Here is a 12,386-nt window from a genome sequence, read left to right as displayed (position 1 = left end):
GGCCCAGCGTAGACGGAACCCTCGAGATCAGGCCTCGCCGTAGGTGGCCAGCAGCTCCTCGAACCGCTCCGGGGTGAGCCCCTCCGAGAACCCCATCGTGGTCACCTTGATCACCGGGATCGCCGAGAACATCGCGGCGTGCGCCGGGTCCCCCGCGGACTCGTCGAACATCTGCGCCGCCGGGCCGATCGCCGCGACGAGCGCGTCCCACGCCTGCGGGTGGGCGCGCCACTCGGCCACGGTGGAGTAGCGGTGCAGCGGGGCGACCGGCGTCGGCGCGGCGAGGTCGACCGTCGCGACGAGCGGCAGGTCGCGGGACGAGGCGCCCACCGCGACCTCGAGGGCGCCCGGCTCGACGACCCAGCCGTGGAGCTCGGTGTCCCAGTGCGACAGGTCGCGGCGCGTGAGCGTCAGCTCGACCTGCTGCGACTCGCCGGGCTGCAGCGGCACGCTGGTGAACCCGCGCAGCTCACGCGGCGCACGGGCGACGGCGGACCGCGGCCGGCCGACGTAGAGCTGCGGCACCGCGACACCCTCGCGCGCGCCGGTGTTGGTCACGGTGAAGGTGGCGCGCACGACGCCGGCCCCCTGCGCCGTCGTCGCGGTCACCTCCTCGGTGTCGACCACCAGGTCGGTGTAGGCGAACGAGGTGTAGGTCAGCCCGTGCCCGAACGGATAGGACACCGCGGCTCCGGTGGCGTCGAGCCCGCGGTAGCCGATGAACAGCCCCTCGCCGTACCGGACGGTGCCGTGCTCGCCCGGGAAGCCGAGCTGGGCAGGCACGGCGGAGAGCGCGGCGGGGATCGACTCGGCGAGCCGGCCCGACGGTGCGGCCTCGCCGAGCAGCAGCGCGACGGCGGCCGATCCGGACGCCTGACCGCCGAGCCACGTCTCCAGGATCGCGTCGGCGGCGTCCTGCCAGCCCGAGAGGGTCACGGCCGAGCCGTTGGACAGCACGACGACGGTGCGCGCGGCGACGGCGGAGACCTCGCGGATCAGCGCGACGTGCGCGTCAGGAAGCTCCATGTGGTCGCGGTCGTAGCCCTCGGACTCGTGGGCGGCGGGCAGACCCGCGAAGACGACGGCGGTCCTGCCTGCGGCCGCGGCGACCGCCTCGGCCCGCAGCCCGGCGTCGGCGCGGTCCTGCCCGGGCTTCCCGGCGGCCTCGGCGAGCACGTAACCGGGGTGGAAGTCGACGTCGAGGTCCCGCTCGGCGAACGCGTCCAGCGCGCTGACCAGCCGGGTGGGGTTCACCTGCGAGGATCCTGCGCCCTGGTAGCGCGGGGTGCGGGCCATCTCCCCGACGACGACGAGGTCCCCCGCCGTCGCGGGGTCGAGGGGCAGCACGTCGGCGTCGTTCTTCAGCAGCACGGCGGTCCGGGTGGCCACCTCGTGGGCCAGCGCGTGGTGGGTGGCGGCGTCGAACGTGACGGCGTCGCTGTGCTGGAGGGCCCGGGCGACCATGGTCAGGACCCGGCCGGCGGCCCGGTCCACGACGGCCTCGTCGAGCTCGCCCGCGCGCACGGCGGCGACGATGCGGCCGTCGTTCAGGCCGCCCGAGGACGGCATCTCCAGGTCGAGCCCGGCGTCGACGCCGGCGACCCGGTCGTCGACGGCGCCCCAGTCGGACACGACGAGCCCTTCGAAGCCCCACTCGTCGCGCAGCACACGGGTGAGCAGCCAGGGGTCCCGCGAGGCGTAGACGCCGTTGATCTTGTTGTAGGCGCACATGACCGTCCACGGCTGGGCGCGCGTGACGACCGTCTCGAAGGCGGGCAGGTAGATCTCGCGCAGGGTGCGCTCGTCGACCTCGACCGAGACGCGCATGCGGTCGGTCTCCTGGTTGTTGGCGGCGAAGTGCTTGAGCGAGGTGCCGACGCCCTGGGACTGGATGCCGTCCACGAGGTCGGCGGCGAGCTCGCCGGCGAGGTGCGGGTCCTCGCTGAAGTACTCGAAGTTGCGGCCGCACAGCGGGCTGCGCTTCATGTTGACACCCGGGCCGAGCAGCACGGCGACGTCGTTGGCGCGGGTCTCGACGCCGAGCGCCTCGCCCACCCGCCGGACCAGGCCGCGGTCCCAGGTGGACGCGAGCCCGGCCGCGGTCGGGAAGCAGGTGGCGGGGACCGAGTCGTTGAGGCCGACGTGGTCGGCGGCGCCGGCCTGCTTGCGCAGCCCGTGCGGGCCGTCGGTGACCATCACGGCGGGGACGCCGAGCCGCTCGACCGCCTGCGTGTTCCAGAAGTCCTGGCCGGAGCACAGCGACGCCTTCTCCTCGAGCGTGAGCTCGCTGAGCAGGCGGGGGACGTCACCGAGGGTCAGCGGCGCGTGGGTGGAGGCGGTCATCGGAACTCCTTCGTCGGTGGGCCGAGGTCAGCGTACCAAGTTATTGACCGTCCGGTCGATAAATTCGCCCGATGCTCGGTAGAGTGCCCCTGTGCCGAGCCCCTCCTCCCCGCAGCGCCGCCCCGGGCGCCCTCGCGCCGGCAGCGAGGACAAGCGCGCCCGGATCCTCGCCGAAGCCTTCCGACTCTTCGCCGAGAAGGGGTTCGCCGCCACGTCCCTGGGGGACGTCGCCGCAGCCGCCGAGATCTCCAAGGCCGGGCTGCTGCACCACTTCGGGTCCAAGGAAGGCCTCTACACCGCCGTCCTCGAGCAGCGCGACGCCGACGACTTCGTCGGCATGACCGACATCGGCGACGACGTCTGGGCCTACCTCGACACGTGGGTCGACCTGGCCCGCGACAACGCCCGATCCCCCGAGATGGTGCGCCTGTACAGCGCGATGGCGGTCGACGGCGTCGAGGCCGACCACCCCGCGCACCGCTGGTTGCACCAGCACTTCGCGCGAGCGGTCGAAGCCACCGCCGACGCCTTCGAGCAGGGCAAGGCAGCCGGCACCGTGCACCCGGACGCCCCGTCCCACGAGCTGGCCCGCACCGTCGTCGCGCTCTCGGACGGCATGCAGCTGCAGTGGCTCTGCGCACGGGCCGACGCCGCCGCCGACGGCCGGGAGGTCACGGCCACCCCCGACCACACCGGCCTCCCCCTCGACCTCGCGGCCCAGATGCGTCTCGTCGTCGACCTGATCGCCGCGCGCTGGCGCCGACCCGCCTGACCGGGCGACCGCCGCGATGCCCGTCGACGTCGGCGATCATGGAGCCATGTCCCTCCCCCCGACACCCGCCCCGGCCGACGTGCGCCTCGTCGTCACCGACATGGACGGCACGCTGCTCGACGCCGACGGTCGCGTCCCCGACGACCTGTGGCCGATCCTGGCCGGGCTGCACGACGCCGGGATCGTCGTCGTGCCCGCCTCCGGACGTCAGCACGCCACCATCGCTGCCGACTTCCCCGCCGACCGGACCCCCGGGCACGACGAGCTCGTGATCATCGCCGAGAACGGCACGCTGGTCACCCGCGGCGGCAACCCGGTCTCCACCGACGCCCTCTCGCCCGACGCCGTCACCGCCGTCGTGCACGCCGTGCGGGACATCGAGCCCGTCCGCGGCGGCGCCGTCGTCGCCGGCCTGCGCGGCGCCTACGTCGAGCGCGCCGACGCCGCGTTCGTCGACCACGTGCGCACCTACTACGCCGAGCTCGAGGTCGTCGACGACCTGACGCGCGTCGACGACCAGGTCCTCAAGGTCGCCGTCCACGACGACGTCGACTCCGCCACCGGCACGTTCCCCGCGCTCGCCCACCTGCAGGACTCGCTGCAGGTGGTGGTCTCCAGCCCGCACTGGGTCGACGTGATGAACCCCGGCGTGAACAAGGGCGTCGCGCTGCGCCGGCTGCAGGAGCTGGCCGGGATCGGACCCGAGCAGACGGTGGTGTTCGGCGACTACCTGAACGACCTCGAGATGCTCGACGCCGCCCACTGGTCCTACGCCATGGCCGACGCGCACCCGGACGTCATCGCCCGCGCCCGGTACGTCGCGCCGTCGAACGCCGAGCACGGCGTCGTCCGGGTGCTCGAGGCGATGCTCGGGCGCTGACCCCCGCCCGAGCGATCAGACCGGGCCGGGGATCAGCACGGGCGGCCGTCAGCCGAGCGTCGACCGACGGCGCCACCACAGGAGCGACGCACCGGCCATCAGGCTGAAGACCGCGACCGCCAGGAGCGCGCCGACGATCTCCGGCCCGGTCACCGGCAGCTCGCCGCCGCCGGGTGTGCTCGGGCTCGGCGTGGGCGCCGGGGTGCTCGGGCTGGGCGACGGCGTGGGCCGCGGGACCGCGATGTCGAAGGTCTGCGCCTCGTCGGCCGGGTCGGCGTGCCCGACGACGAGCTCTCCGTCGAGGAAGACCGCCTGGAACGCGACCAGCGACTCCCCCGCGTACGCGGCGGCCTGCGCCGCCGTGACCTCGAAGGTCACGTCCACGGTGCCGTCCGGGCTGTCCGGGACGAACGCCGTGGCCCCGACCGGGCCGACGGAGGCCGGCCCGTCGGTGACCACCGCACCGGCGACCGTGTACTCGAGCCCCGGCGTCAGGCCGGTGTAGGTGATGGTGTCCACGACGGTGGCGCCACGCACGCCCACGGTCCCCCCGTCGGAGCCGACGACCGTCACCTGCGAGGAGAGGGTCGGGGTGACCGCCACCGTGAACGTCTGCGCCTCGTCGGTCGGGTCGGCGTGGACCGCCACGACCTCGCCGTCGAGCCACACGGCCTGCAGGGCCACGAGCTGCTGGTTGGCGTACTCGTCGATCTGCTGCTGCGTGAGCTCGAAGGTGACGTCGACCGTGCCGCTCGAGGACTCCGGGACGAACGTCACCGGACCGCCCGTGATGCCGGTCGACGTGCCGTCCGGCGTGGCCAGCAGCCCGGCCACGGTGTACTCCACCCCCGGTTCCAGACCGGTGTAGCTGATCGTGTCCACGACCGTCCCGCCGGAGTAGGTGAGGCGGCCCACCCGGGTCTGGTCGACGACGGCGACCTGCGAGGACAGCGTCGGGATGACCTCGGCGGTGTTCGTGACGGTCACGTCGACGGTCTCTGCACCGGAGTCCAGCGTCAGCTCGCTCGGGTCGATCGTCACCTGCCCCCAGGTGATCCCGTCGATCACGGGCGGGGTCGCCTCGGAGAGCTCGAGGACGTCGCCGTCCTTGAGCGTCGGGCCGTCCACGACCGTCCCGTCGGCGGGCAGGTCCAGCGTGCCGGCGGCTCCGGTCGAGGGTCCGTCGACCACCTCGTAGTGCAGGGAGAACTCGGCGTCGGCCGGGACCAGGTCGGCGCCCGCCCCCGCGAGCTCCTTGTGCGCGGTGAACGTCGCGTCGGCGATGTCGTAGGTGTTGGTGACGTCGACGGTGATGTCGAGGTTGTCCTGGACGATCACCACCTGCGACGGGGAGAAGGACACCCCGGACAGGTCCACGCTGCCGTCCGGGCAGCCGTCGACGCAGTCCAGTTCGCCGAGCTCCACGACGTCACCGATGTCGAAGGGCTCCTCGCCGGGGCCGGGGATGTCCACCGCGCTGCCGTCCGCCACGACCTCGACGGTGCCGGTCCGTCCGACGTTGTCCGGGTTCTCGGAGTCGGTCACCGTCCAGCTGAACGCGTACGTCGGCGGGTCGGCGCACTCCTCGCCGTTGCCACCCCCGTTGTTGCCGTCGTCGCCGCAGATGAGAGCGGCGCCCTCGCCGTCGAGGAACTTGGCGATGGAGAGCGAGCCGCCCTCACCGCGGGTGGTACCGGCACGGTTGGTGACGACGACCTCGGCGGTCTCGTCCGCGTCCAGGACCAGGGGGTCGGGCGTGATGGTGGGGGTGCCCCAGAGGACCCCGTCGATCTCCGGGAAGTCCGGCTCGGAGAAGGTGATCGAGTCGCCGTGCGACAGGCCACCGACCGTCCCCTCCTCGCCGACGGTCAACGTCACGTCCCCGGTCTGCCCGGCGTCCGGGCCGGCGGTGACCTCCCAGCCGACCGTGTACTCCGTGTCGGCCGGGACCAGGTCCTGCGCGTCGCCGATGAGCTCCTTGACGATGGTGAAGCCTGCCTCGGCGGCCTCGTAGGTGTTGGTCACCGTGATGACGGGTGTCATCGGGGCCGCGGGGTCGATGGTGATCGACTCCGGGTCGATCGCGACCGTCGCCGCGTCGGTGCCGTCGACGACCGGCGGGGTGGCCTCGGAGAACTCGACGACGTCACCCTCCGCCAGGTCGTCCGGCCCGGCGACCACGACGCCGTCGGCCTGCACCTCGAGGGTGCCGGACCGGGGTGCGGACGGCCCCTCGACGACCTCCCACCCGACGGTGAACGTGGTCTCGGGGTCGACCTGCGCCGCACCGCTGCCGTCGACCACCTTGGCGACGTCGAACCCGCCGGTGGCGGGGATCGGTGCCACGGAGAACGTCTGGTCCGGGTCCTCCAGGTCCTCGTGGACCGCGACCTCGGACCCGCCGAGCGTCACCACCTGGAAGATCACCAGGTCCTGCCCCGCGTAGAGCACGGCCTGCTCGGCCGTGACCTCGACGGGCACGTCGACGCTGCCGCTGGCGGCGACCGGCGTGAAGGTCGTGGTCGCGGTGATCCCGGTGTCCGTGCCGTCGACGGTCATGACGGTCGCGGTCACGGTGTACTCGGTGCCGGGCTCGAGCCCCGTGTAGGACACGGTGTCGACCACGGTGCCGCCGTCGGCCGGCAGGAGTCCGTCCTCGGAGTCGGCGACGGCCGCCTGGGAGGTGATGTCCGGCGCGGCGTCGACGCCGCACAGGAGCTGACCGCGGAAGGTGTGGTGGTGCATCTCGCCGCCGCCACCGCCGTTCTCGCCACCGGTGGTGAAGTCGTCGGTGAACCACTGCCCGTTCGTGGTGCGCGACGAGGTGTAGACCACGTCCACGCCGGGCGCCCAGACGGCCCCGTACTCCAGGCCGTCGATCGTCACCGGGCCGGTCGCCTCGGACAGGTCGAGCATGATGAAGGCCGACAGGTCCTGGTCGTTCCAGCCCTCGAAGTTCAGCGGCCCGACCGTCGTGGTGGGGTCGGAGACGCGCACGACGAGCGGGGCCTGCGCCGTCGGCAGGTAGCCGCCGGCCTGGTCGAGCTTGATGACCGCACCGGCCACGTCCTCGTAGTCGATCCAGTTCGGGATCGTCGTCGAGAATCCGGAGACGAACTTCTGGTTCGCGTCCCCCGTGACGGTGACCTCGTTGGCCAGCTCCGGGTCGCCGTACATGTCGGCCAGGCACTGGTTGGTCTGCGCCACGTGGGCGTCGAGGTCCTCGAAGTAGTCCGCGACCGCGGGCTGCGTGGTCCGGATGTCGTCCTGCCAGGTCGCCGCGTCGAACGGCAGCGCCTCGAGGTCGAAGATCCCGCCGTCGGCGTTGGTCAGCCGCGTGTACCCGGAGCCCCGCTCCGTGGCCGAGACACCGCCCAGGTCGGCGAACTTCGCGATCGCGTTCGCCTCGGGCGAGTCGGGTGCGATGGTGCCCGAGTCGTCCCGGTCGGTGACGTCGAACTCGCCCGTGCCGACGAACCGGTCGGCGAGCACCCGCACCGGGTCCCCGTCGATCGTGGGCACCGTGTAGTCCGGGTTGCCGGCGGCCTGATGGATGAAGGGGTAGTTCTGGCTCGTCGTCGACAGGCTCCCGAAGGCCGCGACGGAGCCCTCGAACTCCCCGTTGTTGAGCGCCATGTCGCCCGTCGCCACCGCGGAGAAGCCCTGGTTGACCTCGAACGGGTCGTACCGCTCGACGACGGCCTGGGCGGGGGCGACGGACACCGCGCCCACCAGCCCGAGGGCGACGGCGACGGCACCGAGGCGCGCCGCGGCCCGCCCCACGGGTCGATTCCCACGGACCTGCACGGACTCCCCCTGCCACGACGACGGTGTGCGCACCGGTGTCGCCCGACCTCTGCCGGCGGCGGGTGCGTTCACCGCACGCTATCGACAGACCCCGTGGAGCGCCGCCCCGCGGGCAGCTCCGAGACGAGACCGTGACCTGTGACGTAGGACACGTCACGCCCGACGGCGGGCGCCCGGACCGTCCGGACGCCCGCCGTCGTCGACGGGTCAGTACGAGAAGCAGGTGAGGAACTCGAAGCTCTCCCGAGCGAAGTCGGCGTTCGCCGGGGCGCCGTCGCGCTCGAGCACGTAGAGCTTCACCTTGCCCTGCGCGGCCTCCAGGATCGGGCCCCACTCCATGTCGCCGTCACCGACGTTGCCCGGGATGCCCCGGTCGTCGCCGTTGAGGTCGCCGTCCTTGATGTGCAGGAGCTCGACGCGGTCGCCGTGCTCTTCGAGCAGGTCGGCCACGTCGATACCGGCGTCGGCGGCCCAGAAGGTGTCGAGCTGGAAGGTCACGTACCGCGGGTCGGTGTTCTCGACCAGGATCTCCCAGGCGCTCTTCGTCTCCCCGGTCTCGGGGACGGTGTACTGGGTCGTGAACTCCGACTGGTGGTTGTGGCCGAAGAACTTGCCGGTCCCGTTCTTGACCGACCGCTCCCCGAGCCGGTTCATGGTGTCGGCGGTGGCGATCACGTTCTCGTAGCCGCCGCCGATGCCGGGAGCGGCGAAGCCGCCGGACCCGACGTACTTCTGGCCCAGGTCCTTGGCGTTCTCGAGCGTGCCGTCGAACGACGCCTCGTTCGTGCTGCCGTGCGAGCTCGGCGCCTTGAGGCCGTAGCCCTTGAGCACGTCGCGGAACTCGTCGGCCGAGTAGTCGCCGTACGAGCCGAAGCCGCCGGGCGACCCGAACGGCTCGACGTTCTTGAAACCGATCTCGTCGAGCTCGGAGAGCACGCCGTCGATGCCGATCTGGCTCTGCCAGCCCAGGTAGCTGAAGAGCTGGATCGAGATCTTGCTGGCGGGCACGCTGCGACCGGCGCACTGGGCGGCGCCGTTGGCCTTGTCGCTCTGCGGGGCCGCGGTGGCGGCCGAGGTGCTGCCGGCGAACAGGCCGGTCGCCATGAGGGCTGCGGCCGCCGTGCCGGCGAACAGGCGCCGGGTGGTGTTCTTGCGCATGGGGATTCCTCCAGGGATGTCCAACGTCGTCGTTCGGGTCCTGCTCCGGCACGTCGTGCCGGTGGAGCCCGGCGGGGGCACCGTGGTACCCCCGCCGGGGTCTGTCAGCCGAGCTGGTCGATCAGCGCCTCGGCGTCGCGGACGAGCACGTCCTCGTCGGTCGCGCCGATGAAGCGCTCGAGCGCGGCGGTGGCCTGCCGGTCGCGGCCGGCGTCGGCGTGCCGCTCCGCCTGGCCGAGGTAGGCGTTCAGGCGTGCCGACTCGGAGCTCGAGAGCTCCCCGGCGTCCTCGAGGCGCTCGAGGTGCGCGGCGAGGTCCTCGGCCGAGGTGGTGACGGTGAACGTCACCGTCGACTCGGTCGTGTTCCCCGCCTCGTCGGTGGCGGTCGCCACGACCTGGTGCTCGCCGAGCTCGATCGTCCACAGGTCGATCTCGCCCGCCTCCACGGTCTCGCCGTCGAGCGTCAGGCTCGACGACGCGACGCCGGAGGTGGCGTCCGTGGCCTCGACACCCAGGTCGAGGACCTGGGAGGAACCGACCTCGTCGCCGTCGGCGACCCCGGTCACCGTGATCTCGGGGGCCGTGGCGTCGATGGACACGGTCACCTCGCCGACCTCGGAGACGTTGCCGCCGGTGTCGGTGACGCGGTAGAGCACCTCGTGCACCCCGTCCTCGGAGAGGGTGAGGGGCTGGATGCCGAACCACGGGTGGCTCAGGCTCTGCCAGGTCTCCCCGCCGTCGGTGGAGACCTCGGCGTCGCCGATCTCACCGTCGTCGGTACCGGAGACCTCCACGTCCACCTCGCCGGTGTACCAGCCGTTCTCGCCGGTCGGCTCGGCCGGGTCGAGCGTGTGGCTCGCCTCGGGCGGGGTGACGTCGGTGACGCCCGGACCGTCGAACACGAGGGTGTCCAGCTCCACGCCACCGGTGGAGGTGACGAACAGCTCGCCGGTGCCCTCGGGGAACGCGGACACGTCCGCGGTCACCGTGGACCAGCCGTCGGAGTCGAGGTCCGCCGTGGCGAACGGCTCGGCGTCGGCGGCACCCCAGCGCAGCGCGATGGTGCCCGTCCCGGCACCGGTGACGTCGACGCCCTCGATCCCGGCGAAGTTCACCGGGTCCCAGGCGAGGTGGTCACCGGCGTCGAAGGACACGACCTTGGACAGGGCGCCCGCGGTGGAGTCCTCGACGACCTCCACACCCTCGAGCGTGTCGGCGTGCTCGGCCTCCTGGGTGAAGGTGTTGAGCAGCAGCGACACCTCGTCCTGGGCCGGCGGGATGTCCCCGTTGCCCTGGTCGGTGTAGGTCGCCACGACGACGCCGTACAGCTTCTCGGTCGCACCGTGCTCGGGGGCGTCGGCCGGGGTGACCCAGGCGCCGGAGCACCCGCTGCCGAGCACCTCGGGGTGGGCGTGCGTGTCGTGGCCCAGCCCGAACGTCCAGGACAGGTTCGAGCAGTCCGTCTCGTCGCCGTCCTCCGGGTCGGAGGTGGAGAACGCGTACGGCACGGCGTCGCCCCAGGCGAAGAACGAGCCGTCCGCCGGGTAGTCGGCCGTCAGGGTGGGTGCCACGTTGCCGACGGTGATGAGCTGCGACGTCAGGCCGATCCGGCCGGCCGGGTCGGTGACCCGCAGCCGGGCGGTGTACTGGCCGAGCTCGGTGTAGGTCGTGGTGACCTCGACGCCGGTCTCGTCGAACGTGCCGTCGCCGTCGGTGTCCCACTCGTAGGTGAGCTCTTCGCCCTCGGGGTCGCTCGATCCCGAGCCGTCGAGGGTCACCGTCAGCGGCGCCTCGGAGGAGGAGATCGGGTCGGCCGCGATCACCGCGGTCGGGGCCTTGTTGCCCTCGGCGTAGTCGACGCGGTACAGGCCCGCCTCCGGGTTCTGCCGGAAGAAGCCGTTGCCGTAGTCGAGGATGTAGAGCGACCCGTCCGGACCGAACTCCATGTCGATCGGACCGTCGGTGATGGCCTGGACGTTGTCGGTCAGCGCGGCGTTGGGCAGCACGTGCTCGACGTGGGTGACCTCGCCGTCACGGTCCGGGATGGTCAGGCCGGCGATGTAGTCCTGGGAGAACTCGTAGAAGAACGCCTTGCCGTCCCAGTACTCGGGCCACTGCGTGTCCGGGCCCTCCGGGTCGTGGGCGAACGTGGGTCCACCCATCGGTCCCTGACCGCCCTGGGCGTCGAACTCGACGAACTCGTCGAACGGCTGGTCGCCCGGGTTGTCGCCGTAGTAGACCTGCGGCGCGGTCGCCGGGGGCAGGACGTCGAGACCCGTGTTCCACGTCGAGTTGTTCTCGGCGCCGGCCTCGCAGTCGAACCAGGGGCCCTGGGTCTGCGTGGCGTAGTCCCACTCGTTGTAGTTCGCGTTGGGTCCGTGGCAGTACGGCCACCCGCCGTTGAGCGGCTGCGTGGTGCTCTGCCACTCCACGTAGCCCATCGGGCCGCGCTCGTCGCTCGCGACGCCGGAGTCGGGCCCGTAGTCGCCCCAGCTCACCGCGCCGGTGACGTCGTCGACGTCGATGCGGAACGGGTTGCGCAGACCCATGACGAGAATCTCGGGTCGCGTCCCCTCGGTGCCGGGCTCGAACAGGTTCCCCTCGGGGATCGTGTAGCTGCCGTCCTCCTCGACGCTGACCCGCAGGATCGCGCCGCGCAGGTCGTTCGTGCTGCCGGCGCCGCGGCGGGCGTCGAAGCCGGGATTCATGCCGGGTGCGTTGTTGATCGGGGCGAACCCGTTGGCGCCCGGGGTGCCGGCCGGCGTGTTGTCACCGGTGGACAGGTAGACGTTGCCCTCGGCGTCGAAGTCGATGTCACCGCCGACGTGGCAGCACTGCCCGCGCTGGACCTCGACCTGCAGGATGTCCTGCTCGGTGCTCATGTCGAGGGCGCCGGCGTCGGCGTCCCACTGCACGCGGGAGAGCTGGTTGTAGCCCTTCCACTGGTCCCAGTACGACTCGTCCTCGCCCTCGGGCAGCGAGTTCGGCGCGGACCCGGACGGCGTCGTCTCGGGGTAGTCGCCCTCCATCACGCGGGGTGCGTAGTACAGGTAGACCCAGCCCGACTCGGCGAAGTCCGGGGCCAGGGCGATGCCCTGCATGCCGTCCTCGGAGTTGGCGTAGACGTCGACGGTGTTGACCACCTCGGTGACGCCGGTGCTGGGGTCGGTGTGCCGGATCGCGCCGTCGCGGGCGGTGTGCAGCACCGACCCGTCGGGCATCACGGCCATGGCGATGGGCTCACCGGTGTTCTTGGTGAGCAGGATCTTCTCGTAGTTGGACCAGTCGAGCGCCGCGTCGGCGCCCTCCTCGGACCCGTGGTCGACACCGTCGTGAGCGGTGGCCGACGCCGCTGGTAGGGCCAGGGCGAAGGTCGCCGCCAGAGCGGCGACCAGCCGTGAACGCCTAGAATTCACCGTGCACTTC

At 72.1% G+C, this 12,386-nt stretch carries 6 protein-coding genes; 2 read left to right on the top strand and 4 right to left on the bottom strand.

What is annotated here, in order from left to right:
* Positions 1 to 27 precede the first annotated feature (27 nt).
* Entirely contained in the window at positions 28 to 2,343 is a 2,316-nt protein-coding gene (locus HDG68_RS07740) for a glycoside hydrolase family 3 C-terminal domain-containing protein (RefSeq protein ID WP_172150834.1), read from the bottom strand.
* Between the two features lie 91 nt (positions 2,344 to 2,434).
* Here HDG68_RS07740 and HDG68_RS07735 point away from each other — a divergent pair, with 91 nt between their 5' ends.
* Positions 2,435 to 3,115, top strand: a complete 681-nt coding sequence (locus HDG68_RS07735) for a TetR family transcriptional regulator (RefSeq protein WP_172150832.1) — start codon at positions 2,435 to 2,437, stop codon at positions 3,113 to 3,115.
* A 46-nt stretch (positions 3,116 to 3,161) separates the two neighbouring features.
* Positions 3,162 to 3,995, top strand: coding sequence for a Cof-type HAD-IIB family hydrolase (locus HDG68_RS07730; protein WP_172150830.1), 834 nt, complete (start codon positions 3,162 to 3,164; stop codon positions 3,993 to 3,995).
* Positions 3,996 to 4,043: 48 nt separating this feature from the next.
* Here the strand turns inward: HDG68_RS07730 and HDG68_RS07725 are convergent, their stop codons facing one another.
* From HDG68_RS07725 to HDG68_RS07715, 3 genes are all read right to left on the bottom strand, one after another.
* Positions 4,044 to 7,835 carry a VaFE repeat-containing surface-anchored protein gene (locus tag HDG68_RS07725; protein ID WP_172150828.1) on the bottom strand — a complete coding sequence of 1,264 codons (3,792 nt, stop codon included), beginning with the start codon at positions 7,833 to 7,835 and terminating at the stop codon, positions 4,044 to 4,046.
* A gap of 174 nt (positions 7,836 to 8,009) precedes the next feature.
* A complete protein-coding gene (locus tag HDG68_RS07720) occupies positions 8,010 to 8,960 on the bottom strand; it encodes a sugar phosphate isomerase/epimerase family protein (RefSeq protein ID WP_172150826.1) in 951 nt (316 codons plus the stop codon).
* 104 nt (positions 8,961 to 9,064) lie between these two features.
* A complete protein-coding gene (locus HDG68_RS07715; RefSeq protein ID WP_343037479.1) occupies positions 9,065 to 12,376 on the bottom strand; it encodes a PQQ-dependent sugar dehydrogenase in 3,312 nt (1,103 codons plus the stop codon).
* Positions 12,377 to 12,386 lie beyond the last annotated feature (10 nt).

Origin of the sequence: Isoptericola chiayiensis (assembly GCF_013149805.1) — a bacterium.
Taxonomy (GTDB): Bacteria; Actinomycetota; Actinomycetes; order Actinomycetales; family Cellulomonadaceae; genus Isoptericola; species Isoptericola chiayiensis.
The sequence above is the reverse complement of the archived record's forward strand: the minus strand, read 5'-3'. Positions and strand labels throughout refer to the sequence as shown.